Source organism: Bacillus sp. FSL R9-9497 (assembly GCF_038005805.1).
Taxonomy (GTDB): Bacteria; Bacillota; Bacilli; order Bacillales; family Bacillaceae_G; genus Bacillus_A; species Bacillus_A cereus.
This window is the reverse complement of the sequence record NZ_JBBOTY010000001.1, coordinates 5,252,304-5,276,908: the sequence shown is the minus strand read 5'-3', so window position 1 is coordinate 5,276,908 and position 24,605 is coordinate 5,252,304. Positions and strand designations below refer to the sequence as shown.

Sequence of the window (24,605 nt, the reverse complement as noted above, 5' to 3'; positions counted from 1 at the left end):
GTGATATAATGAAAACTATGTTTTCACCATTATATCAATGTTACGAATAAGTACAAAGTGAAAAGTAGATGATTTATTTTAAGAGCTATTTAAAATCTTGTATGCAGGAGACTGAGTATGTTTCGAGATAATCGTACAAATGAATTAGTTATATTAAAGGAAATTGCAGAAACATTAAATACATCAAATGATACATATCATGTATTGCAAGCTGTCCTAGAGAAATTACTAAGTGTAACAGGTTTAACGACAGGATGGATTTTTCTTGCGGATGAAAATGGGAAGTATACGAAGTTAATTGATTATCAATTACCAGAGGCACTTACATATGAAAATAAACGCCCGATGTGCGAAGGTGAATGTTGGTGTTTACGAGGTTTTGTAGATGGAAAATTAGAGAGAGCCGTTAATATTATTGAATGTAAAAGAATTAATAATGCAATTGAATATAATTGGGGAGATACGGAGGGCATTCTTCATCATGCTACGGTTCCCTTAAAAGCTGGGGGAGAAAAATTTGGGTTGTTAAATGTTGCAAGTCCGGGTAAAACACATTTTTCAGAAGAAGAATTAGTATTACTCCAATCGGTTGCCTTCCAAATTGGTACGGCTTTAAAGCGAACAAAATTATATGAAAATGAAAAGAGAAGAGCACATTATTATGTGAAATTAGAGCGTTTCATTCAAGATTTAAAAACGATTCATAAGTTTAATGTACTACCTGAAAAAGTGGTAAATCACGTAGGTGAAGTATTTCAATGGAATCAAGTAGCGCTTTTTATTAGGGAGGAAAAAGAATTATCTCTGCGAGCGTCTTACGTTCAGGAAGAGTTACAAGAGGATGTAAAAGAGGCGGCCAAGAGGGCGTTAGAACAAGATGAACCAGTTCTAATAAAACATCAAATAGGACATAATGTACATCTAAATCGAGCTGTTATTGCTACACCAATACATATTCAAAACCATATATTTGGTGTTTTATGTGTTAGCTTGAATAATGGAGAGTTTGATGCTAATACAATAGATGTAATTCAAGCATTATCGAACCATGTTTCGTTAATAATAGAGAATTTGAGGTTAAACGAGCAGCGCCGTGAACTTGTACGAATGGAAGAAAGAAATCGGTTAGCAAGAGATTTACATGATTCTGTTTCGCAAAAATTATTTTCATTAACCTTCATGACAAAAGGCGCCGAGGCAGTTTTAAAAGGTAAAAATGAAAAGGTAGATCAATCTTTGCATGAGATGCGTGAACTTGCGCAAGGAGCTTTGAAAGAAATGAGGACATTAATTTGGCAGCTTCGTCCGGCGGGATTAGAAAAAGGATTATTGCCAGCTCTAAAGCAGTACGGTGAAAATTTGGGACTGAAAATTAGGGAGCAAGTTACGGGTGTTCGTGATTTACCTCGTGTAGTAGAAGAAGCTTTGTGGCGCATAGGCCAAGAAGCACTGAACAATGTAAGTAAGCATGCAGGTGTAAAAGAAGCGACGATTTATTTTACAGTGAATGAGAAAAATGTATCATTAGAAATAGTTGATCAAGGAAAGGGCTTTGTGGAAAAGAATATAAAAGAAAAGAAATCACTAGGTATGACTACGATGCGTGAAAGAGTAGAATTAGTTGGTGGAACAATTAAAATTGTAAGTAGTAATAAACGAACGAGCGTAAAAGTAAATGTACCATTATGATGTGAAAATGAGGGAAGTTTGTGAAAATAAAAGTATTGTTAGTTGATGATCATACAGTCGTTTTAAAAGGATTAGCATTTTTCTTAAGTACACAGGAAGATTTAGAGTTAGTTGGAGAAGCGAATAATGGGAAAGAAGCGTTAGTGAAAGTAGGAGAAACAAATCCCGATGTTATATTAATGGATTTATATATGCCTGAAATGGATGGTGTTGAGGCGACGGCATATATTAAAAAAGAGTATCCAAATGTGAAAGTAATTGTATTAACTAGCTTTTCTGATCAGGCGCATGTGTTACCTGCATTAAGGGCTGGAGCAAGTGGTTATATTTTAAAAGATGTAGAACCAGATCAGCTTGTTGAGGCTATTCGAAGCGCATATAAAGGTAATATTCAATTACATCCGGATATAGCAAATGCTCTTCTCTCTCAAACATTACCTGTAGAAGAAAAGGAAGAAGAACCTTCTATTCAAGTGGATGTGCTAACAGCGAGAGAAAATGAAGTATTGCAGCTATTAGCAAAAGGGATGAGCAATAAGGAAATTGCATCTGTTTTAGTTATTACAGAAAAGACAGTTAAGGCGCATGTAAGTAGTATTTTGAGTAAGTTGAATTTATCTGATCGTACGCAAGCGGCATTATATGCAGTGAAAAATGGAATTGTATAAGACGAAAGTCGTAAGACCAAGTTCGCCTTTAGAAGGTGGACTTTTTTTATGGAAAAATACGTCTATGTGAGGACGAAATTGTCATTATATAAAGATAAAATATGTTTGTAAGCAACAAAACAACAATTACAAGGGATACCTTTTTTGAAAGCATATAACAACATAAGAGTGAGTACTAGGAGGAATAAATAATGGCAACAGTTTTATTCGTTAAAGCAAATAACCGTCCAGCGGAACAAGCAGTTAGTGTAAAATTATATGAGGCATTTTTAGCAAACTATAAAGAAGCACACCCAAATGATACAGTAGTAGAACTTGATTTATATAAAGAAGAATTACCATATGTAGGCGTAGATATGATTAATGGTACATTCAAGGCAGGTAAAGGATTTGATTTAACAGAAGAAGAGGCAAAAGCAGTAGCAGTTGCCGATAAGTATTTAAATCAATTCCTAGAAGCTGATAAAGTTGTTTTCGGCTTCCCATTATGGAACTTAACGATTCCAGCAGTATTGCACACATATATTGATTATTTAAACCGTGCTGGTAAAACGTTCAAATATACGCCAGAGGGTCCAGTTGGTCTAATCGGAGATAAGAAGATTGCATTATTAAATGCAAGAGGCGGCGTATATTCAGAAGGTCCAGCAGCTGAGGTAGAAATGGCTGTTAAATATGTAGCAAGTATGATGGGCTTCTTCGGCGCAACAAACATGGAAACAGTAGTTATTGAAGGACATAACCAATTTCCAGATAAAGCAGAAGAAATCATCGCTGTAGGTCTTGAAGAAGCAGCTAAAGTAGCAAGTGAATTTTAATTAAAATTATAATCGTCACTCGAAAAAACAGCATTAACGTTTACATGTTAATGCTGTTTTTTTATATTTTTAGTTCATCAGCAAGTTTTTCTAATGTATTTCGATCTTGTATATAATATGTTCGGCCTTCTTTTCTTAAATAATTTTGTTGGCAAAACTGATTTAATACATATAAAAGATGACGGTAGCTGACATTTAAATATTCCGAGGCCTCGGTATGCTTTTCTATATAACAATTATTTTGCTCTGTTAATAAAATAAAAGCAGCTAATCGATTTTCAAAAGGATAACTATAGTTTTTTGCGTAATTTTCAGTGCGAGTAATTGTCTTTTCTCCAATAAATTTACATAAGTGCTGTAAAAACGTTGCATCTTGTAATAAAAGTTGCTGACAATCTTTAAGAGGAAGTGCCAAACACACACAATCTTCTAGTACTTCAACGGACTTAGTAATATTTTCTACTCCTATTAATCCTAATTCCCCGATAAAAGATGGTGCTTGAATAAAATTAATTAATGAAACCTTCCCGTTTTTATGACTCATATATATTTTTGCCTTCCCAGAAATTAAGTAATAGAGATAAGGGAGAGCATTTCCTTCGCTACATATCATCTCTTTCGTTTGAAAAGAATGTAGCTCTACATATGGCAAGACATGAAATGAAAATAGGGTATGGAATTGATGGATTTGCATGTATTGATAAATTTCTTCCTTATTTTTGCTGATTTTCATATTTTCACCCCTATGTATAGTATGAGATATCTCCTATTATCTTTACAAGAAGGAATGATACGATTTATGTAAATTTGTTTTTGTAGAAAAGAGAGTGTGATGAGTTTATGAAAAAATATAAAACATTGCTATTTGATGTAGATGATACATTATTAGATTTCCAAAAGGCTGAAAAAGTGGCTTTACGGGTGCTTTTTGAAGAGAAGGGAATCCCTTTAACAGACGAGATAGAGGCTCGTTATAAAAAAATAAATAAAGGTCTTTGGGATGCTTTTGAAAAAGGTGAACTATCACGCAATGAAGTTGTAAATACACGATTCTCTCTGTTGTTTAAAGAGTATGGAGAAGAAGTAGACGGAATATTATTCGAAAATAATTACCGTAACTACTTAGAAGAAGGAAATCAACTCATGCAAGGTGCGTTTAAATTTATAAATCAAATTCAAGGGGAGTATGAGTTGTATATAGTGACAAATGGTGTTTCTAAGACGCAAGATAAACGTTTGCGTAATGCAGGGTTACATTCATTGTTTAAAGATGTTTTTGTTTCGGAAGATACAGGTTTTCAAAAGCCGATGAAAGAGTATTTTGATTATGTTTTTGAACGGATTCCTAACTTTGCACCTGAAGAAGGGCTGATTATTGGAGATTCATTAAGCGCGGATATTAAAGGTGGATATGTAGCGGGAATTGATACTTGTTGGTTTAATCCAGAAAGGAAATTAAATGATAGTGGGATTATACCGACATATGAAGTGCATAATTTTGAGGAGTTAGAAGCGTTATTAAAGCAGCATGTGTAATAAAAAAATAGGCAGTGGAGCTTTCATCCCCACTGCCTATTTTTATTAATTTTTATTTTCGTTATGTTTTGGCAGCGGAAAGGCATTCCCGATAGCAGCTGCACCAAGCATGGGCAATAGTAAATTAAGCGGGAAAAACATAAGTAATAGTAATGTTATAGCTATTGGCTTTCGTAACGCATAGCTTGAAATTGCTGTCGTTACGATGGCAACAGATGCTACTGGATCTATAGGAAGAATAGATGCTACAGCGTATCCGATACTTGACCCGGAAAATATAATTGGGAAGATATGTCCACCTCGCCACCCTGTGTTCAAACAAACGGCAGTAATGCACAACTTTAAAATCCCTGAAAGAAGTAGTATCCAAAAAGATAAATGGCTCCATTCAACAACTAATTCTTTTAATTGATGTTCCCCTGAAAATAATGTGTACGGAAGAAAAGTTCCCGCAATTCCTAATAAAATACCACCGATAATTCCGAGTGTCAGTTTGTATTCCCTAAAAGGGTGAATTAACTTCTCTAATGTGAATTCTAACTTGAAATAAAAGAAACCAACTATAGCACCGATACTAGCAAGTGGAAGAAATGCGATCCATTCATTGAAAGAAAGTGCACCTTCCCCGAAATCAACAATAAAGGATCCACGATTATCGAGTTTACTCAGTAGTAAATAAACAGAAAAACCTGCGAAAGTAGTAGCTAAGTATACAATCGCCTTTTTTCCTTTAGAAAAAGCAGCAATTTGTTCCCCCTCATTTTCATTTGGTGCTAAATAACCGAATAATGGTGCGTTAAAAATGACACTTAAAGTAGCTCCAATTCCGATCTCGGTTAGCTCATTCATACCCTTTAAGGCAAATTTAAAGCGATCCCCTACCCATGTGCACAGTCCGCCTATAATTCCAACTAGTGCGGCTTCTGGACCAAGACTAGCACCGAAAATTAAAACAATAATCGCTGTTAAAGTAGCCTGATGGACAAAGCGATATTCGATTCGACCAGTTTTTTTATATTCAGCCATCACTTCAGGCATAAGGCGTGGGTATGTACCGAAATGTTTTTGTGATAGACCAACAAGGACCCCGCCAATTATTGTTACGCAAAGGGTGTAATAAGAGGGAAAAGAGAGAACTTCAGGCAAGTATCCCCAAATAAAGTGGATTCCAATATTTATTGTGACTAAAAATAACCAGACTGTAGCTCCTACTATAGATCCTAGAAGAATGCCATATAGAGCAAGTATGTACTGCATATCTTTTTTATTTGTCATGTTATACCTCCGTTATGTAAATCTTAGTAGGTAAAAAAGTGAAATATACTAGTGAAAAATGGATTGAATATATATAGTATCTTTTTGAGAAGATGGCCTATTCAACATATAGGCTAACTTTAGGGGAATTTGAATTTATAGGTTAAATTACTTATTTAATTTTATAGACTGATTTGAGGTTTTTAAAGGTCTTTTTTGAAATAGACTAGAATATATTTCTTTTGTTGCTTTATATGAAACTGTTAACATTTATTTTAGAACATTCAGAAAAACTGTTTGACATTAGGAAATTATTGCTATAAAATCAACGGTAATTGCATAGTCTTATCAAGAAAAGGTGGAGGGACAGGCCCGATGAAACCTTGGCAACAGCCGTATAACGGAATTGTGCCAAATCCTGCAGGTAGTAATCCTGAGAGATAAGAAAGAGCCTTTAGAGCGTGTTTTCAAACTGCTCCTTTCTTGTTTTCAGGAAAGGGGCAGTTTTTTATTTTGTATAAAAGAAAGGAGAATGAGAGATGGGAGAATCATGGGGAAAAGGAACAATTTGTGTGCAAGGTGGCTATACGCCAAAAAATGGTGAACCACGTGTTTTACCACTTTATCAAAGTACAACATATAAATACGATACTTCAGATGATTTAGCAGCCCTATTTAACTTAGAGGCAGAAGGATATATTTATACACGTATTGGAAACCCTACTCTAGCCGCATTTGAGCAGAAGTTATCAGATTTAGAAGGCGGTGTAGGAGCTGTTGCAACGGCTTCTGGGCAAGCAGCTATTATGCTCGCAGTTTTAAATATTTGTAGTAGTGGGGATCATTTACTTTGTTCTTCAACGGTTTACGGGGGAACGTTTAATTTATTTGGAGTGAGTTTGCGTAAACTGGGCATTGATGTTACGTTCTTTAATCCAAATTTAACGGCAGATGAAATTACGGCGCTTGCTAATGACAAGACGAAACTTATCTATGCAGAATCGTTAGGAAATCCAGCGATGAATGTTTTAAATTTTAAAGAATTTTCAGCTGCTGCTAAAGAATTAGAGGTACCTTTTATCGTTGATAATACATTAGCAACTCCTTATTTATGCCAGGCGTTTGAACATGGGGCAAATATTATTGTTCATTCTACGACGAAGTATATCGATGGGCATGCGAGCTCCTTAGGCGGTATTGTAATTGACGGTGGAAACTTTGATTGGACAAATGGAAAGTATCCTGAACTTGTTGAACCAGATCCAAGTTATCACGGTGTAAGTTACGTTCAAAACTTTGGTGCAGCAGCGTATATTGTGAAAGCACGTGTTCAGCTATTAAGAGATTATGGAAATTGTATGAGCCCATTCAATGCATATATTAGCAATATTGGCTTAGAAACATTGCATTTACGAATGGAACGTCATAGTGAAAATGCTCTTGCAGTTGCTAAGTGGCTTGCTAATCATGAACGTATTGAATGGGTGAATTATCCGGGCTTAGATAGTAATGAAAATTACTCATTGGCACAACAGTACTTGAAAAAAGGTGCTAGTGGTGTTTTAACTTTCGGTATTAAAGGCGGATTAGAAGCAGCAAAAGAATTTATCGCAAATGTAAAACTAGCAACTCTTGTAACACACGTAGCTGATGCACGAACTTGCGTTATACATCCTGCTAGTACGACGCATAGACAATTAAATGCTGAAGATCAGCGTTTAGCTGGTGTTACATCTGATTTAATTCGTTTATCAGTTGGTATAGAAGATGTTTCTGATATTATTGTAGATTTGGAAGCAGCTCTAGTTGGGGGCAAAACACATGCCGATCATAATTGATAAAGATTTACCGGCTCGCAAAGTGTTACAAAAAGAAAATATTTTTGTAATGACGAAGGAGCGAGCGGAAACACAAGATATACGCGCTTTGAAAATTGCTATATTAAATTTAATGCCAACGAAGCAAGACACAGAGGCACAATTACTTCGCTTAATTGGAAACACACCGTTACAATTAGATGTTCATTTGCTTCATATGGAATCACATCTATCTCGTAATGTAACGCAAGAACATTTAACAAGCTTTTATAAAACGTTTCGTGATATTGAAAATGAAAAGTTTGATGGGCTCATTATTACAGGAGCGCCAGTGGAGACCCTTGCTTTTGAAGAGGTAGATTATTGGGAAGAGCTTAAACATATTATGGAGTATTCAAAAACGAATGTAACATCTACGCTCCATATTTGCTGGGGGGCACAGGCTGGCTTGTACTATCATTATGGTGTTCCAAAGTATCCCCTTAAGGAAAAAATGTTCGGTGTATTTGAACATGAAGTTTGCGAGCAACATGTGAAATTGTTACAAGGATTTGATGAATTGTTTTTTGCTCCGCATTCTCGTCATACAGAAGTACGGGAGAATGATATTAGAGAAGTGAAAGAATTAACATTGTTAGCAAACTCTGAAGAAGCAGGTGTTCACCTTGTTATTGGGCCAGAAGGAAGGCAAGTGTTTGCCCTTGGACATAGCGAATATAGTTGTGAGACGTTAAAACAAGAATACGAACGAGATCGTGACAAGGGATTAAATATTGATGTGCCAAAAAACTATTTTAAACATAATAATCCAGATGAAAAGCCGCTTGTTAGGTGGAGAAGTCATGGTAATTTATTGTTTTCTAATTGGTTGAATTATTACGTGTATCAAGAAACCCCTTATATATTGTAAAGAAAGATTGTGTAACACGTGGCAACGTTTTCCTTGTAAAGATCAACCTTTATTTTTCCGAATGTTCAAAATACATTGTTTTTCGGATTTTTTACTCATATAATTTCATCTAAACACAATTTTTGAGGGGTGGACAGTACTATGAAAGAAATTCAAGTTGGGTTATTAGGTCTTGGGACAGTTGGCAGTGGTGTGGTTCGTATTATTACGGATCATCAAGAACGACTCATACACCAAGTAGGTTGTCCAGTGAAGGTAACGAAAGTATTAGTGCAAAACATTGAGAAAGAGAGAGAGGTAGAGGTACCTTCTACTCTATTAACACAAGATGCAAATGAAATTTTAGATAATCCAAATATTGATGTTGTCATTGAAGTGATGGGTGGCATTGATGATGCAAAATCATATATTTTACAAGCTTTAAAAAGCGGAAAGCATGTTGTAACTGCAAATAAAGACTTAATGGCATTACATGGAGCTGAATTATTAGCGACAGCAAAAGATAATAAGGCTGATTTATTCTATGAGGCGAGTGTGGCAGGGGGAATTCCAATTTTACGCAGTATCGTAGAAGGACTTTCTTCAGATCTTATTACGAAAGTAATGGGAATTGTAAATGGAACGACAAATTTTATTTTGACGAAAATGTCAGACGAAGGGAGAGCATACAACGACGTGTTAAAAGAAGCCCAACAACTTGGATTTGCAGAAGCAGATCCAACATCAGATGTAGAAGGTTTAGATGCAGCAAGAAAAATGACAATTTTAGCTACTCTCGGTTTCTCTACAAATGTAGAGCTTGGAGACGTGAAAGTAAAAGGGATTACCTCTATTACAGAGGAAGATATTGAATACAGTAAGAGCTTAGGTTATACAATTAAATTAATCGGTCTTGCAAAACGAGATGGTGAAAAATTGGAGGTTACAGTTGAACCAACTTTACTTCCAAATACACATCCTCTTGCGGCAGTACAAAATGAATATAACGCTGTGTATGTGTACGGTGAAGCAGTTGGGGAAACGATGTTTTATGGACCAGGCGCAGGAAGTTTACCGACAGCTACAGCTGTTGTTTCGGATTTAGTTGCTGTAATGCAAAATATTAGATTAGGGGTAACAGGAAATAGTGCTGTAGTCCCACAATATCAAAAAGTATTAAAAGAGCCAGACGAAATTGTCGTGAAAAAGTTTTTAAGACTGCATGTAAAAGACGAAATTGGTGTATTTGCAAAAATTACTTCATTGTTCTCTGAGCGCGGAGTTAGCTTTGAGAAAATTATTCAAATGCCGCTTGAAGAGAAAGGAAAGGCTGAAATTGTAATTGTAACGCATCGTGCGTCTCTTGCTGATTATGATTATATTCTACATACGTTGCAAGGGTATGAAGAAATAGATTGTTTGAAAGCGAACTATCGAATTGAAGGGGATGCTAAGTAGTATCTCTTACCATAAAACAGAAAGAGCCTATTAAGCAGCTTGCTTAATAGGCTCTTTTCTATTTAAAATCTGCGTACCAAATTGAATAAATGCTTGGATAATCCAGCCTGTTGTAAAGGATAAGATGATTGTTCCAAAATAGATAGGTCCATCTAATAAAAAGCTTAACGTTAAAAATAAAAAGGCTAATGAAATCTCTGTTCTTCTAAACGTCCATTTTTTCTTCTCAGCAACCGTTAAAACGAAAGCTTCTTGAGGCGCTGCACAAAAGTTTGTAGAGACGTAAAGACCAATTCCAGCTCCAACGAATAGATTTCCGCAAATAAGTGTTATATATTTTGGAAGAGAGCGGATAGCGTCCATAATAGTTGTAATGGAACCAATCCAATCAACAAAAAGAGAAATAAGAACCATCGTTACAATTGTACCGATTGTAATTTGTTTTTTATTCCAAAAGAGTACGATAAGTGTAAAGGCAAAGTTAATCATAAAAATCCAAAAACCAATACTTATGCCAAAATTTTGATATAGTGCAATAAAGAAGGAATCATAAGGGCTAAGTCCAAAGGAAGTAATTGTCGTCATCATATTAATACCGATGGCAAGAATGAGTAAACCGCCAATGAAAAATATATATTCTAATTTGAATCGAAGCATAGTTGTATATCCTTTCTAAATGTATTTGCTAGGAAAGGATATATTGTGGAAAGCTTACCAGGTCAAGGGAGAATTTTTGTGAGAAGGGGAAAATGAGATGACAAATATAAGAAAGATTGCTGAACTTGCTGGAGTATCTGTTTCAACTGTTTCACGTGTACTAAATAATCATCCGTACGTAAATGAACAGAAACGAAAAGAAATTCTAGCGATTATAGAAGAATTAAATTACACGCAAAACGTGAATGCAATTCATTTAGTGAAAGGAAAAACGAATGTAATTGGCGTTTTATTGCCACACGTAAATGATCAATATTATAGCGCTATTATCGAGGGGATATCAAAAGAGACAGCCAAGAATAATTATAATATGATGCTTTGCCAGACGAATTATAGCGAAGAAAGAGAACTAGAAATTTTAAATATGTTAAAAATGAAAAAGCTTGATGGGGTTATTATTTGTTCTCGGGCAAATAGTAAGGAGAAGCTTGAAGAATATACGAAATTCGGCCCGATTGTTATGTGTGAAGAAATAGATTCAAAATGCATTTCAAGTGTCCATATCGATTACTACAAAGTATTTTCACTTGGGATGAAAAGCTTAATAGATGCCGGTCATACACATATTGGATATTGTATTGGAAGAAGTAATAGTGTTAATAGCCAAAGACGAAAGAAGGCATATGAAGATTCGCTTCAACAGAGTATCGTAACACCGTTAGAGACCTGGAAATTTGAGGGTTGTTTTACAGTGGAAGATGGACGCAATGTAATTAGAGAATGGGCTCATATGTCAGTAAAACCGACGGCGTTCCTTGTATCTTGTAACCATATTGCAGCAGGGATGGTTACAGAAGCAAAAAAACAAGGAATTCGTATTCCAGAGGATATTACGATTATCGGGTGTGATGATCAAGAGGTGGCAGATATATTGGGTATAACGACGATTTCGCATTCTAGTAAAAACGTTGGAGTAAAAGCGTTTGAATTATTATATGAAAAGATTAATGAAGAGAAATTAGATGTGAAGCATATAGAGTTATTACCAGAGTTAGTAGATAGAGAAACGACGTAATTGAGAAGGTGTGAAAATCGCTTTTCAAAATTTCGTTTGGTATAATTATGGACAATCTATGAGGGCTAAAAGGGGTTTTGATATGAGATCAAAAGTAGTAAAAGTAATTCTACTCATTACAATTGCATCTTTCTGTTTATTTGCATATGGCTTTGTTTCAGGTGTAAATGATGTATTAAATCCGAAAGCTTCAAATTTAATTAAAAAGACCGATGTAGTGGCAAAAGAGAAAAAGAAAACGGGAACGTTACAAATCGTTAGTTTAGGTGATTCATTAACGCGTGGCGTTGGTGATAAAGAAGGAATTGGCTATGTTGGGCGAATGAAAGAGGATTTACAAAAAGATTATAAGCAAAAAATTGCATTAACAAATTTAGCAGTTAGTGGTGCAAAAATGCCCGATTTATTAAAACAAATTGAAAGTAATGGCGCTCAATATTCAATTAGGCAAGCAGATGTAATCGTGTTAACGATTGGTGGGAATGATTTGTTCCCAGGCTGGGAATCGCTTGGGAAAATAGATTTAGAGACGTATCGTCCTGACACAGAAACGTTTCAAAATGAAGCAAAGAAAATTATAGAAGAAATTCGTAAATTAAATACAGATAGTCCGATTTTTTGGCTTGGTTTATACAATCCTTTTGAAGATGTAGAAGATTTAAAAGGGTCTTCAAACATTGTTGTGGACTGGAATGCATCTTTAGAGAAGTTAGCGCTAAACGATAAAAATGTGTATATTACACCGACATTTGATTTATTCCAAAACCGCGGGAAAGATTTATTATACTCTGATCATTTTCATCCGAACGAAGTAGGTTATACGTATATGGCAGAACGTTTAGTTCAAAATGTTGTAAGTAAATTAAAACTAGAACAAGGAGGGGTAAAATGACGACGATACTTTCCGTACGAGATTTGAAGAAGGTAATTGGAAAGAAGACTCTTGTAGAGAATATTTCCTTTGATGTAAAGCAAGGAGAAGTGTTCGGGTTCTTAGGACCAAATGGTGCTGGAAAGACGACTACCATTCGAATGTTAGTCGGATTGATTAAGGCGACAGAAGGTACGATTTTTATCGGTGGTTATTCGATTAAGGAAAATTTCAGAGAAGCGATGCGTCAAATTGGGAGTATCGTTGAAAACCCAGAGTTGTATACATATTTAACGGGATGGGAAAATTTAAAGCAATTTGCTCGTATGTTAGGTGATATATCAGATGAACGTATTATTGAAATTGCTGAAATGGTTCATTTAGATGAAAGAATTCATGATAAGGTAAAAACGTACTCACTTGGTATGAAACAACGCCTTGGAATTGCGCAGGCGCTCCTTGGGAATCCAAAATTGCTCATATTAGATGAGCCAACGAATGGTTTAGATCCAGCAGGGATTAGAGAACTTAGGGAATTTATACATAAGCTTGTAAAAGAAGAAAATATGAGCGTGTTTATTTCAAGCCACTTGCTAAGTGAAGTGCAAATGATATGCGATCGCGTTGCTATTATTCATAAAGGAAAGATGATAACAGTTGCCAAGGTTGAAGAATTAATTAAAACAGCAAGTGATCGTGTAGAATGGATTGTTACACCAATTTCTAAGGCGAAAGATATGCTAGAAGCAGCCGAAGAAGTAAGGGAAGTAAGTGTAGAAGGCGAGCGATTACTATGCCGCATGGATATTGCATCTATAAGTAGTTGGAATAAACACTTTGTAGAAAATGAGATAGATGTACATAGCGTTAAGGAGCTTGTATTTACGCTAGAAGATTTATTTATTGAACTCACAAGGGGTGAGCAGCATGCGTGAATTTGCGAATCTAGTTTTAAATGAATCAGAAAAAATTTACCGTAAGAAACGTATTTTTGTTGTCATGCTTATTTTAGCAATCTTGATCCCGCTTTTTGTGTATGCGCAGTATCGTGAAATAGAAACGACACAAAAAAGGCTCGGTACAACCGATTGGAAGGTTTCATTGCAACAGCAAATTGTTGATTCTCAGAACCGGTTGAACAATTCTAGGTTGCCAGAAGAATGGCGTGATTGGTTAAAGGTAAGAGTTGAGCAACAACAATATTATTTAGATCATGATATTAATCCGATGGCACCGGGTGCACCAACTTTTGTCAGAGCATTTATTGAACAAGGAATTACATTATTTATTCCGCTTCTCGTAATGATTGTAGCCATTGATATCGTTTCAGGAGAACGAAGTGATGGGACGATGAAGATGTTACTTACGCGGCCAATTCGGCGCTGGAAAATACTCCTTAGTAAATACGTGACGATGTTATTTTTCATTTCGCTCATACTGTTTCTTGTAGGCTTGTTTGCTTACATATTATCAGGGCTTGTATTTGGGTACTCGGGATGGAATTTACCTGTTTTAACAGGATTTGTTATTGATAAGGAAACGTTAAATACGAACTTTGTGCATCTTATTCCGCAGTGGCAATACATCTTAATGGCGTATGGACTAGCCTGGTTTGTTGCTATCGTTGTCGGAACTATATCATTTATGGTCTCTGTTTTAATTCGTAATACACCAGCTGGTATGGGCGTTATGCTAGCTGCATTAATTGCAGGCGGTATTTTAAGCTCGTTCGCAACATCTTGGGAAGGCGCGAAATATATTTTTAGTGTGAATTTATCATTAACGGATTATTTATCAGGAAAATTACCTGCATTACAAGGTTTATCGATGGGATTTTCTTTGATGAATTTAACTGTTTGGGCAGTTGTTTCTCTTGTTATTTCGTTCGTAGTATTTACAAGACAGGATATGGTGAATTAATTAGACAGGAAGTGACAGTATGGAAAATGTTTTAAAGAATGATTGGGAGCCACTATTGGCACCAGAATTCGAGAAAGAGTATTATCTTACTCTATCCAGTTTTTTGACAGAAGAATACAGCACGCATGTTGTTTATCCGAAGGTAGAAGATATTTTTAACGCTCTTCAGTATACAAGTTATGAAAATACAAAGGTTGTTATTTTAGGACAAGATCCATATCATGGACCGAATCAAGCGCATGGTTTAAGCTTTTCTGTGCAACCTGGTGTTAAAACACCACCGTCATTGTTAAATATGTATAAAGAACTTCGAGATGAATATGGTTATGAAATCCCGAATAACGGTTATTTAGTAAAATGGGCGGAACAAGGAGTATTATTACTAAATACCGTATTAACAGTTCGTCAAGGCGAAGCAAATTCTCATAAGGGAAAAGGATGGGAGAACTTCACAGATCGTGTAATTGAACTGTTGAACGAACGTGAAAAGCCAGTTATTTTCATATTGTGGGGGCGCCATGCGCAGGCGAAGAAGAAGTTAATTACGAATCCGAATCATCATATTATCGAATCTGTACATCCAAGCCCATTATCGGCAAGACGTGGTTTCTTTGGTAGTAAGCCATACTCTAAAGTAAATACGATTTTAGCTAATATGGGCGAAAGAGAAATTGATTGGGAAATTCCAAATTTATAAATAGAAAAGGTAGTTAACAGTCGTTAACTACCTTTTTATTATTGTTGCTCGTTCTTTAATTTTGCATCTAGTACAAAAGTGCCAAATGGGATAACTGATGAAACAAATGCTCCAAGTGCCCATGAAATTGATTTACGGTGTACGATTGTTACTTGAATTACTGCAAAGATGAATAGAATAAATAGAACACCATGAGCCATGCCTGTAATTTTAACAGCTGTTGCAAATCCCGCGAAATATTTCAATGGCATTGCTACAAATAATAGTAATAGGAAAGAAATACCCTCAACTAGTCCAATTGCTCTTAATCGTCCGATTGGTGTAGATAACATAAAGTAGCCTCCTTTAACGTATGCTTGTATATAGTAAATTTGTATTCTTTTTCAAAATAAAATAGTCTATTTTGTTTCATTATATACAAAAAGAAAGTTTACACTACGAGAATAGTGCAAAGTTCAAAATATAGTCACAAAAGCATGAGAATTTAAATAAAAACCTATTTGAAGTATTTGACTTCAAATAGGTTTTGTGAATGAAAATATTAAACAAGTACATCCGTTTTTAAAACGAATTTCTCTACAACTTTTGCAACACCATCGTTCATATTTGTATCTGTTACGTAGTTTGCAATTTCTTTAATATCATCAGGTGCATTGCCCATTGCAACACCAAGACCAGCAAATTCAATCATCGCTTGGTCGTTATAGCTATCGCCCATTGCGATAACTTCTTCACGCTTAATGCCAAGCTTTTGGATCAGTTTGTTTAAGCTCGTTCCTTTTGTAACACCAGCTTCAGTAAATTCCAAGAAGAATGGTTTCGAACGCATCACGCTTAATTGGCCTTCTAGCTGTTTTTGTAGTTTCTTTTCAACTTCAACAAGGCGTTCAGCTTCTTTATTCATTAATACTTTTACTACGGGCTCTTTAACAGCAGCCTTAAAGTCATCTACTACAACAATTGGCATACCAGTAATATCGCCCTCAATTTCAGTATAAGGATTATTTTCTTCCGTTACGATATCATCGCCCATATAAGTATGAATCCATACATCTTCAGTTTGACTAATTTCAAATAGGTTGTGAACGATTTCAGGAGATAGTGTACTACTAAAGATTTCTTCGTTTGTTTTACAGTTAATAATTTTTGCACCATTAAAAGATAGAATGAAACTGCCATATTCTCCCAAACGAAGTTCTTTCGCTACATTGCGCATACCGAACGTTGGACGTCCAGAAGCAAGTACAACCTTTACGCCTTGCTCTTGTGCAGTCATTAACGCTTCTTTCGTACGAGGTGAAATAGTATGGTCATCACGTAATAAAGTATCATCTAAATCTAAAACAATCATTTTATAAGTCATATAGAAAATTCCTTTCTTTAATTGAAATCAAAATACATGTTCATGAAGAGATTGAGGAATAATAGTAAGACATCAAACCTCTTTGAAAAGAAGTAGATAAATTATTATGAGTGTGTTGCTCATAATATTGGTTAATAATCATTGGGGATGAATAAAACCCCAATGATTAAAGTTTGATTTTATCGTAACAACTCTAAAGGTAGAGTGCAATAATGGAAGTTTTCCAATTTAAGATATTTGTTTTGCTGTGGAACGAGAAAATAGTATTTCTAGCAAGATTGCCATTACAGATCCAAGAACGAGACCATTACTTAAAAACGATGCTAGAAATGGTGGAAGTGTGGAATATGCTCCTGCTGGAACAAACATAACTCCGACTCCTGTAAAGATTGAAAGACCGGCTACTTTAAATAATCGTTCTTTATCCTGGACAGTTTCGTATTCTCGAAAGGCGAGGCCAATCATGCTTGCGAATACAGGATAAATAGCGGCATAACCAACTGCAACAGGGATTGCTGCAAAGAATGAAGTAATCTTTGGAAATATACTAACGACAATAATAAAGCTCGACCCTAATATAAACGGGAGACGTTTATAAATATTAGTCGTTGCAATAAAACCTGCTGATCCAGAAATAGCGACAGGCCCAATAGCTGAAAATAGGCCGCCTAGCAATTGGTTGATTCCTGTTATAATGCCAGCTTGTTTAAAACGATCTGATGTAGCGTTTTCTTCATATTTAGAGACAACCTTTTGTACAACGCGAATACTTGCTAACATATTTGTTAGAAGTAAGAGTGTAACGAAAATGACCGTAATTACCATGTTCCATTCAACACGAGGCATTCCGAAAACAAATAAGGATGGAAAACGGATTATGTCTGTCACTGGTGTTATTGGATTAGATAATCCGAAGCATGCGAATACTATCCAGCCGCATATGATGCTGAAAAGAACGGAATATTGTCCAATAATAGGTAGCTTCATGATGAAAAAGGATAGTAAAATAACAATGAGTGAAAGAATAAATACGTTAGATTGTACTTCTGTATGTTTTCCATCAAGGCCAAACATTCCCTTTAAGAAGGAGCCACTAAGCTGCGCGACAAGAAGAAATAAATACGTTCCAATGACTGTCGGTGTAAAATAGCGAACGAGTTTATCAATAAGTCCAAAAACGCTAAGAATAATACAAATAATACCGCTTAATAAGAAAGCATATTGAAGAACTTTAAGTGTCTCATTATTTGATCCAAATAGTACGACGCCTAAACTTGCGTAAAGGGAGAAAATTCCCCACCAAAGGCCAGCAGGACCTTCTTGAATAGGAAGTTTATGCCCAAATATAGCTTGCAAGAGACCAGCAAAACCTAGAACAAATAATGTTCTTTGTACGAATGCGATGGCTTCAGCGCCATTAAGACCATAACTAGTTGCGACACTAATTGGTACAATAAGGCTTCCAGCTAAAATAAATAGTGCCCATTGTAAGGCGGAAAGAAATGTCTTCATTATATCAACCTCTTTCATAGATTCCGTATCTAGTATATACGTATTTTATTTCCACTGGCAAAGATTGTAGATAGAGAAAAGAGTTGAAACACGGTATGAATGCACGTAAGCAATTATGGATAGCAGTTATATGTATGACTTTTGTTGTAATTCTAGGAACGATAGGATTTATGACGATTGAAGAGATTAGTTTGTTTCAAGCATTTTGGATGACAATGATTACTGTATTGACTGTTGGATACGGAGATGCCGTTCCTGTAACGCAAGCGGGGAAAGTATTTGCGCTTCTTATTATTCCTGTTGGCGTAGGTATTGTTACGTATGCAATTGGGGTAGTGGCAGCTATGATTATTGAAGGGAATTTATTTCATGCAGTACGGAGGAAGAAGATGGATAAACAAATAGCGCAGTTGAAAAATCATATTATAGTATGTGGTTGCGGTAGAGTGGGGCTTCAAGTTGTACATGAATTGCAAGAAAAGAATATTCCATTTGTCGTTGTTGATAAAGATGAAAGTATATTGGAGCAGGAAAAGCTTTTATTTGTACATGGAGATGCAACGGAAGATCAAGTATTACATAATGCCGGAATTTTAAAAGCAGCTGGTTTAGTTGCTATTGTTGCAAATGATGCCGAAAATGTATTTATTACATTAACAGCAAGAGGGTTAAACGATACGATTAAAATTGTGGCGAGATCTGAAAAGCCAGAAACTGAAGAGAAATTAAGGCGTGCTGGTGCAAATAAGGTTATTAACCCATCTAGTATGGCGGGTATTCATATCGCAAAAGGTATTGCAAATCCATTAACCGTTCATTATATTGATACAGTGTTGTATGGAGTAGAACAGTCATTTGTCATTGAAGAAATTCTAGTTGGAAAAGATTCAATATTAGTTGGTAAATCGTTACTAGAGAGTAATGTAAGGAATCAGTTTGATGTAACAATATTAGCGATTTCAAGAAATGGGAATATTATACATAATCCAACAGGGCAGGAAAAATTGAAAGAACGTGATATGATAATAGTATTTGGTTCAGTAGAAAAATTGGGACAATTCGAGAAAGAATTACAAAGTACGAGGTGATAAGGAATGCAAATATCTAGCGACAAGATTTTAAATAAAATGGCGAATGAAATTGTGAAGGCAAAAAGTAGTGAAGGACAAAAGTCAAAAGAACATTTATTAGTTGTGCGTGCTTTATGTGACTTATTATTAGATGAACAAGTTGAAACATCTACATATAGAGAACCGAAAATTCAATCGCAAGTAATTGGATCACAACCAGTAACAACTATGCAACCAATTGCACCTGTTTCTGGGGAGCCAGTATATATAAAAGAAAGTGATGCAAACGGTAATTCTTTATTTGATTTTTAGAAGATAAATCGTTTGGCTTATATGCAAAAATTGCTTATGATAAAGGTAAAAAAGGGGAATTAAGATGAAAATTTTCTTTTTACTAGGTTGTATTGCAGCGGGGCTATCTGTTGCGTTAGGGGCCTTTGGAGCACACGGTTTAGAAAATAAAATTTCTGCAAAAATGTTAGAAGTTTGGAAAACAGGCGTTACATATCAAATGTTTCATGCAGGTGGACTATTCGTAGTTGCTTTATTGATGGATAAGGTTCAATCATCACTTTTAACTACTGCTGGTTGGCTAATGGTAGCTGGAATTCTTATGTTCTCAGGTAGTTTGTATGCATTAAGTACGACAGGCATTAAGTTCTTTGGTCCAATTACACCTCTTGGTGGTGTAGCGTTTATTGTGGCGTGGATTCTAGTAGGGACTGCAGTTGTAAAAGGATTATAAAAAAACAAAAGCTGGCATTTGCCAGCTTTTTTTATGGTCTTGGAGTATAAGTTGCTTGTTGACTAGGTAAATACGTAATTTCTTCTGGAAACTCTACGTAATCTAAGTAGATCATTAGTAGTAAATAGCGTTTTCCTGATTGCGGTTCACTAATAACAATATGGTCACGGCCAGCTGCTTCAATAATACCTGTATAAGATTGTGTACCAAGGGAACTGCCACGTTCATAAGTCATTACAACCGTAGCCTGCTTACCTTTGTTTAAACGAAGGATATTTTCAATATAGGATTGCTCTAGAGGTAACATGCCTTGAGAAATTGCATATTGAGCTTGCGCAGCTTGAGCTGTTTGTTGTTGCATCGCTTGCTGCTGTTGTTGAGTCATTTGTTGCGGTTGTACATAAGTTCCAGATGGTTGATAAAAACCTGTTCCATAGTACGGATTTTGTTGCTGTGCCATTCAAAAATCCCTCCTCATTTTTATTCCTTAATATACGCTAGGGCAGTCTCCAGCAGATGGCTGGAAGAAGCAGTGTTTTTTAAAGCGACCAGAGTTTTGTTGGTTATACCAAGTTGGTGGACATGCCCCTTCAGGTCTAAAGAACCATAAGGCAAAGTTGGCAGGCCAAAAACGTTGCCCTTGAATGGTCCGTCTCGCTAGGGCAATATCTTGTTCACGTGCCCGTTGATAAAAGTATCCTTTTTGCGTTGCTTCAAAACCGCCGGGGTTTTGATAAACCATTTGACGTAAATTACGAATGCTTTTAAAGTCTAAACAATTTCCACGGACACGATTTACCCCAACGTTTCCGACCATTAACATTCCTTGTTGTCCTTCTCCTTCGGCTTCAGCACGCATCAGTCTAGCTAACAACTTTACATCTTCTTCGTTATAAGCAATAACTCCCATTATGTGTCACCTCTCTTTTTGTAATACCTTTTGGAAAGAGGTTTATCTCTAGATGAAGTGTGTAACAATTACTAGTTCATACGTATGAGGAAAAGGACTCAGATATGACAACCAAACGAAGTTTTACATTGAGAGTGGAAAATAAAAAAAGCTAGCGTGAGCCAGCTTTTTTATTAAAAAACTTTAGACCATAAGTTTGAGAAGAAATCACCAATAGAGCGCATTGTTAACACAAACCAATTTGCTTCTTCAACTTCCTCTGTCGTTTTTGCAGTAACTTTCATACTTTTACTACCGTCTAAGAAACCATATTTATCAGTTGATTCTAAAGTAATTGAGCCTACTTTGGCATCTTTCTTAATAGGAGCAACTAAATGTCCATCTTCAGCAAGAGATTTATCTAATTCAGTCCCAATTTTATAAGGTTCTTTGCTACCTTTTTTCGCAATTACTGTTATTTCTTTTTCGGGTGCAACAGTTACTTGGTCTTCTTTCCCTTTTACTACAGAGATTGTATTGTTCTTATTAACTTTTAGTTTTTGTTTTTCAAAGTTATTAAATCCATATTCGATTAATTCACGAGATTCTGTGAAACGTTCATCCATTGATTTTGTTTTAATAATAACCGAGATAAGACGTACATCACCACGTTTAGCAGTAATAGTAAATCCGTATCCAGCTGTATCAGAACTTCCAGTTTTTAAACCATCAGTACCTTCATAAGCGAAAGCAGCTCCTGGTAACATCCAATTCCAGTTTTCCATACGAATTGGTTTTGGGTGATTGTCTGGGAAGTTTCTAAATCTTTGTTTTGTATCCTCTAGCATTTCTGGATACTTTGTAATCATTGCTTTTGAAAGCATACCCATATCACGAGCTGACATAGAGTTTTCTGCATTTGGATCAGTACCCTCAGGATGTTTTCCTTTTAAGTCAGCGTTATTTAAGCCAGTAGCGTTTACAAATTTATATTTCTTTAATCCTAGCTTTTTAGCATGTTCATTTGCAAGATTTAAGAAGTTTTTCTCACTTCCTGCAAGAAGTTCTGCTAAAGCGATACTAGATCCATTTGCAGAGAATATAACAATAGAATGATATAATTCTTTTACAGTATATTGACGTCCTTTTTCGAACGGTACATTAGAGAATTCATTATTACGAGAGACTTCATAAGCGTAATCAGAAATATTTACTTTCGTATCCCATGTGATTTTTCCGTCTTTAATTGCTTCTAAAACAGCGTAAACAACAATTAATTTCGACATACTAGCAATAGCTAGCAATTCATCTGGATTTTGCTCGTGAAGTATTTTTCCTGTATCTGCATCAAATAAAAGTGCAGCGGCTGCCTCAATATGTATTTTTTCTTCTGCATGGGATATTGTTACTCCTAAGGAAGAAATTGACAATACAAGCAATAGTAAAATAGACAAAATTTTTTTCATATAGATTATCACCTTCGCATCGTTATTTAGCATATAGCTCGTATCATTTTAGCATATCTTTACATATAAAAAGGTTACAATTTTACAATAAATTTGAAAAAATGTCGGTTTTTCTTCAAAAGTGCAGAAAAAAGGGGATTTTTGAGGATAAATATAGAGAAGAATAAAAAAAGGAACGAATTTCGTTCCTTTTCACCATTTATATGTGTAAAAATTTCTCTACTTTTTCGTCTGGTAAAATGTTTCCAACGAAGAATGTTCCAAATTCACCATAACGAGCACTTACTTCATCGAAGCGCATTTCATATATAAGTTTTTTAAATTGAAGAACATCGTCAGCGAATAATGTTACGCCCCATTCGAAATCGTCGAATCCAACAGACCCTGAAATCACTTGGCGTACTTTACCTGCGTATTGACGTCCAATTTTACTATGACTGTACATCATTTTTTTACGCTCTTCCATAGGAAGCATGTACCAGTTGTCATCACCTTGGCGACGCTTATCCATTGGATAGAAGCAAATATGATTTGCTTTCGGCAATTCAGGATATAAGCGAGCTAAAATTTGCGGGTTTTGGTATGGATCCTCATCAGCTGGAAGATAGTTGCTTAATTCAACAACAGATACGTAAGAATATGCAGGAACCATATATTCAGCTAAAGTTGTTTTATTCAATTCTGTCTCAATTTCATTTAACTCTTCCATTGTTGGACGTAAAATCATAAGCATAATATCAGCTTTTTGGCCAACAACTGTATACATTGCGTGACTACCTTTTTTCGCAGTAGCTACTTCGTTCCATTTTTCAACGACATTTAAAAATTCAGACACTGCTTGTCCGCGTTCGTCGCTAGATAATGTTTTCCATGCAGCCCAATCAATAGAACGTAAATCATGTAAACAATACCAGCCATCTAACGTTGTTGTTGCTTCACTCATTCTATTCACCTCAGTTAATGATAGTTTTACACGTTAACTATAGCATATATAGTTTTAAAATCATCTATATAAAACCTTGGCGCATAAAATTGTCACATTTAAGTGTTTAAGCAAGGTGAATTTAACGGCTGAATTTTATGAAAATATAATCATTTTTATTTTATCTATTTTTTGGGAGCTATAAGTTTAAAATATAGAAGAAAAGCAGTATTCTTAAAGATAGAGTTTTTTTAACATATGTAGGAGGGTTTATTCGTGAGCAACTTATTTACAACAGTAAAAGAAAAAGTTCAAGGAAAAGGCATTTCTATCGTACTTCCTGAAGGAACTGATGAAAGAATTTTAGGCGCTGCAGAGCGTTTAGCAAAAGAAGAGTTAGTAAAACCAATCTTAGTTGGTAATAGAGAAGAAATTAGCGCAAAAGCTGCTAGCATGAATTTAACATTAGCAGGCGTTGATATTTACGACCCAGCTACATACGAAGAAATGGATGCAATGGTAGCATCTTTCGTTGAACGCCGTAAAGGTAAAGCAACTGAAGAAGACGCTCGCAAAATCCTTAAAGACGAAAACTACTTCGGTACAATGCTTGTATACATGGGCAAAGCACACGGTCTAGTAAGTGGTGCAGCTCACTCTACAGCTGATACAGTTCGTCCAGCACTTCAAATTATTAAAACAAAACCAGGCGTTACAAAAACTTCTGGCGTATTCATCATGGTACGTGAAGAAGAGAAATATGTATTCGCTGATTGCGCAATTAACATTGCACCAAACAGTCAAGATTTAGCTGAAATCGGTATCGAAAGTGCGAAAACTGCTGAGTTATTCGGCATTGATCCACGCGTTGCTATGTTAAGCTTCTCTACAAAAGGTTCTGCGAAATCTCCAGAAACAGAAAAAGTTGTAGAAGCAACTCGCATTGCAAAAGAAATGGCTCCTGAGTTAACTTTAGATGGAGAATTCCAATTCGATGCTGCATTCGTACCATCTGTAGCTGAGAAAAAAGCTCCAGGTTCTACAATTAAAGGTGATGCTAACGTATTCGTATTCCCAAGCTTAGAAGCTGGTAATATCGGCTACAAAATCGCTCAACGTTTAGGTAACTTCGAAGCAGTAGGGCCAATCTTACAAGGCTTAAACATGCCTGTAAATGACCTATCTCGTGGATGTAACGAAGAAGAAGTGTACAAGTTAGCTTTAATTACAGCAGCTCAAGCACTTTAATTCTATAATGAATTGAAATAAAGACCGTCGCTATTATAGCG

The 24,605-nt window shown here is 35.7% G+C and carries 26 protein-coding genes and 1 riboswitch; of the genes, 16 read left to right on the top strand and 10 right to left on the bottom strand.

The features are described 5' to 3' along the window. The first annotated feature begins 117 nt into the window (after positions 1 to 117). The 3 genes from MKY21_RS27265 to MKY21_RS27255 all read left to right on the top strand — a co-directional run bounded on the left by MKY21_RS27265 (position 118) and on the right by MKY21_RS27255 (position 3,175). The gene (locus tag MKY21_RS27265; RefSeq protein ID WP_061664270.1) at positions 118 to 1,689 is read left to right on the top strand and encodes a GAF domain-containing sensor histidine kinase; all 1,572 of its coding nucleotides are present in this window, start codon (positions 118 to 120) and stop codon (positions 1,687 to 1,689) included. A 20-nt stretch (positions 1,690 to 1,709) separates the two neighbouring features. Continuing rightward, complete coding sequence (locus MKY21_RS27260; protein ID WP_000695799.1) at positions 1,710 to 2,357, top strand: response regulator; 648 nt, start codon at positions 1,710 to 1,712, stop codon at positions 2,355 to 2,357. 191 nt (positions 2,358 to 2,548) lie between these two features. Then, positions 2,549 to 3,175, top strand: coding sequence for an FMN-dependent NADH-azoreductase (locus tag MKY21_RS27255; protein ID WP_016118967.1), 627 nt, complete (start codon positions 2,549 to 2,551; stop codon positions 3,173 to 3,175). 61 nt (positions 3,176 to 3,236) lie between these two features. Here the strand turns inward: MKY21_RS27255 and MKY21_RS27250 are convergent, their stop codons facing one another. Then, positions 3,237 to 3,908: a transcriptional regulator YeiL gene (locus MKY21_RS27250; protein WP_137074485.1), complete on the bottom strand. Its 672-nt coding sequence runs from the start codon at positions 3,906 to 3,908 to the stop codon at positions 3,237 to 3,239. 107 nt (positions 3,909 to 4,015) lie between these two features. Between MKY21_RS27250 and MKY21_RS27245 the strand changes: the two genes are divergently transcribed. Further along, the gene (locus MKY21_RS27245) at positions 4,016 to 4,711 is read left to right on the top strand and encodes a YjjG family noncanonical pyrimidine nucleotidase (protein ID WP_000760189.1); all 696 of its coding nucleotides are present in this window, start codon (positions 4,016 to 4,018) and stop codon (positions 4,709 to 4,711) included. 45 nt (positions 4,712 to 4,756) lie between these two features. On the opposite strand, the gene MKY21_RS27240 is transcribed toward MKY21_RS27245, so the two are convergent. After that, entirely contained in the window at positions 4,757 to 5,986 is a 1,230-nt protein-coding gene (locus MKY21_RS27240) for a chloride channel protein (RefSeq protein ID WP_000182464.1), read from the bottom strand. 321 nt (positions 5,987 to 6,307) lie between these two features. After that, positions 6,308 to 6,412, top strand: a riboswitch (SAM riboswitch). Positions 6,413 to 6,504: 92 nt separating this feature from the next. On the opposite strand from MKY21_RS27240, the gene MKY21_RS27235 reads away from it, so the two are divergent. From MKY21_RS27235 to MKY21_RS27225, 3 genes are all read left to right on the top strand, one after another. After that, complete coding sequence (locus MKY21_RS27235; protein WP_137074837.1) at positions 6,505 to 7,803, top strand: bifunctional O-acetylhomoserine aminocarboxypropyltransferase/cysteine synthase; 1,299 nt, start codon at positions 6,505 to 6,507, stop codon at positions 7,801 to 7,803. Beyond that, positions 7,787 to 8,692, top strand: a complete 906-nt coding sequence (gene metA, locus MKY21_RS27230) for a homoserine O-acetyltransferase MetA (RefSeq protein WP_001121536.1) — start codon at positions 7,787 to 7,789, stop codon at positions 8,690 to 8,692. The genes MKY21_RS27235 and metA overlap by 17 nt, the downstream gene beginning before the upstream one ends. 141 nt (positions 8,693 to 8,833) lie before the next feature. Continuing rightward, entirely contained in the window at positions 8,834 to 10,129 is a 1,296-nt protein-coding gene (locus tag MKY21_RS27225) for a homoserine dehydrogenase (protein WP_000659109.1), read from the top strand. 30 nt (positions 10,130 to 10,159) lie between these two features. Here the strand turns inward: MKY21_RS27225 and MKY21_RS27220 are convergent, their stop codons facing one another. Then, positions 10,160 to 10,786: a YczE/YyaS/YitT family protein gene (locus MKY21_RS27220; RefSeq protein WP_016118964.1), complete on the bottom strand. Its 627-nt coding sequence runs from the start codon at positions 10,784 to 10,786 to the stop codon at positions 10,160 to 10,162. Between the two features lie 97 nt (positions 10,787 to 10,883). On the opposite strand from MKY21_RS27220, the gene MKY21_RS27215 reads away from it, so the two are divergent. From MKY21_RS27215 to MKY21_RS27195, 5 genes are read left to right on the top strand one after another with little or no spacing between them, the layout of a single operon-like run. Then, on the top strand, positions 10,884 to 11,861 hold the full coding sequence (locus MKY21_RS27215) for a LacI family DNA-binding transcriptional regulator (protein WP_016118963.1): 978 nt from the start codon (positions 10,884 to 10,886) through the stop codon (positions 11,859 to 11,861). Between the two features lie 10 nt (positions 11,862 to 11,871). Continuing rightward, positions 11,872 to 12,753, top strand: a complete 882-nt coding sequence (locus MKY21_RS27210) for an SGNH/GDSL hydrolase family protein (RefSeq protein WP_137074836.1) — start codon at positions 11,872 to 11,874, stop codon at positions 12,751 to 12,753. Next, the gene (locus MKY21_RS27205) at positions 12,750 to 13,667 is read left to right on the top strand and encodes an ABC transporter ATP-binding protein (protein ID WP_016118962.1); all 918 of its coding nucleotides are present in this window, start codon (positions 12,750 to 12,752) and stop codon (positions 13,665 to 13,667) included. The genes MKY21_RS27210 and MKY21_RS27205 overlap by 4 nt, the downstream gene beginning before the upstream one ends. Next, positions 13,660 to 14,652: an ABC transporter permease subunit gene (locus tag MKY21_RS27200; RefSeq protein WP_001206477.1), complete on the top strand. Its 993-nt coding sequence runs from the start codon at positions 13,660 to 13,662 to the stop codon at positions 14,650 to 14,652. The genes MKY21_RS27205 and MKY21_RS27200 overlap by 8 nt, the downstream gene beginning before the upstream one ends. A gap of 19 nt (positions 14,653 to 14,671) precedes the next feature. Beyond that, a complete protein-coding gene (locus MKY21_RS27195; protein WP_016118961.1) occupies positions 14,672 to 15,349 on the top strand; it encodes a uracil-DNA glycosylase in 678 nt (225 codons plus the stop codon). Positions 15,350 to 15,387: 38 nt separating this feature from the next. Here the strand turns inward: MKY21_RS27195 and MKY21_RS27190 are convergent, their stop codons facing one another. From MKY21_RS27190 to MKY21_RS27180, 3 genes are all read right to left on the bottom strand, one after another. Continuing rightward, a complete protein-coding gene (locus MKY21_RS27190) occupies positions 15,388 to 15,681 on the bottom strand; it encodes a DUF3817 domain-containing protein (RefSeq protein WP_016118960.1) in 294 nt (97 codons plus the stop codon). Positions 15,682 to 15,890: 209 nt separating this feature from the next. Further along, the gene (locus tag MKY21_RS27185) at positions 15,891 to 16,712 is read right to left on the bottom strand and encodes a Cof-type HAD-IIB family hydrolase (RefSeq protein ID WP_086392772.1); all 822 of its coding nucleotides are present in this window, start codon (positions 16,710 to 16,712) and stop codon (positions 15,891 to 15,893) included. 228 nt (positions 16,713 to 16,940) lie between these two features. Then, a complete protein-coding gene (locus tag MKY21_RS27180; RefSeq protein ID WP_016118959.1) occupies positions 16,941 to 18,224 on the bottom strand; it encodes a purine/pyrimidine permease in 1,284 nt (427 codons plus the stop codon). A gap of 95 nt (positions 18,225 to 18,319) precedes the next feature. Here MKY21_RS27180 and MKY21_RS27175 point away from each other — a divergent pair, with 95 nt between their 5' ends. From MKY21_RS27175 to MKY21_RS27165, 3 genes are all read left to right on the top strand, one after another. Then, positions 18,320 to 19,312 (top strand): potassium channel family protein, encoded by a 993-nt coding sequence (locus MKY21_RS27175; RefSeq protein ID WP_000993984.1) that lies wholly within the window; start codon positions 18,320 to 18,322, stop codon positions 19,310 to 19,312. A gap of 6 nt (positions 19,313 to 19,318) precedes the next feature. Continuing rightward, positions 19,319 to 19,606: a YwdI family protein gene (locus MKY21_RS27170; RefSeq protein WP_001167359.1), complete on the top strand. Its 288-nt coding sequence runs from the start codon at positions 19,319 to 19,321 to the stop codon at positions 19,604 to 19,606. A gap of 64 nt (positions 19,607 to 19,670) precedes the next feature. After that, on the top strand, positions 19,671 to 20,039 hold the full coding sequence (locus MKY21_RS27165) for a DUF423 domain-containing protein (RefSeq protein WP_016118958.1): 369 nt from the start codon (positions 19,671 to 19,673) through the stop codon (positions 20,037 to 20,039). 31 nt (positions 20,040 to 20,070) lie between these two features. On the opposite strand, the gene gerQ is transcribed toward MKY21_RS27165, so the two are convergent. From gerQ to hemQ, 4 genes are all read right to left on the bottom strand, one after another. Continuing rightward, positions 20,071 to 20,499: a spore coat protein GerQ gene (gene gerQ, locus MKY21_RS27160; RefSeq protein ID WP_000068652.1), complete on the bottom strand. Its 429-nt coding sequence runs from the start codon at positions 20,497 to 20,499 to the stop codon at positions 20,071 to 20,073. A 27-nt stretch (positions 20,500 to 20,526) separates the two neighbouring features. Then, a complete protein-coding gene (cwlJ, locus tag MKY21_RS27155) occupies positions 20,527 to 20,949 on the bottom strand; it encodes a cell wall hydrolase CwlJ (protein ID WP_000538167.1) in 423 nt (140 codons plus the stop codon). Positions 20,950 to 21,122: 173 nt separating this feature from the next. Beyond that, positions 21,123 to 22,394: a serine hydrolase gene (locus MKY21_RS27150; RefSeq protein ID WP_341077830.1), complete on the bottom strand. Its 1,272-nt coding sequence runs from the start codon at positions 22,392 to 22,394 to the stop codon at positions 21,123 to 21,125. A gap of 199 nt (positions 22,395 to 22,593) precedes the next feature. Further along, the gene (hemQ, locus tag MKY21_RS27145; RefSeq protein WP_001287595.1) at positions 22,594 to 23,337 is read right to left on the bottom strand and encodes a hydrogen peroxide-dependent heme synthase; all 744 of its coding nucleotides are present in this window, start codon (positions 23,335 to 23,337) and stop codon (positions 22,594 to 22,596) included. A 255-nt stretch (positions 23,338 to 23,592) separates the two neighbouring features. On the opposite strand from hemQ, the gene pta reads away from it, so the two are divergent. Beyond that, positions 23,593 to 24,564, top strand: a complete 972-nt coding sequence (pta, locus tag MKY21_RS27140; RefSeq protein WP_000067225.1) for a phosphate acetyltransferase — start codon at positions 23,593 to 23,595, stop codon at positions 24,562 to 24,564. Positions 24,565 to 24,605: the final 41 nt, after the last annotated feature.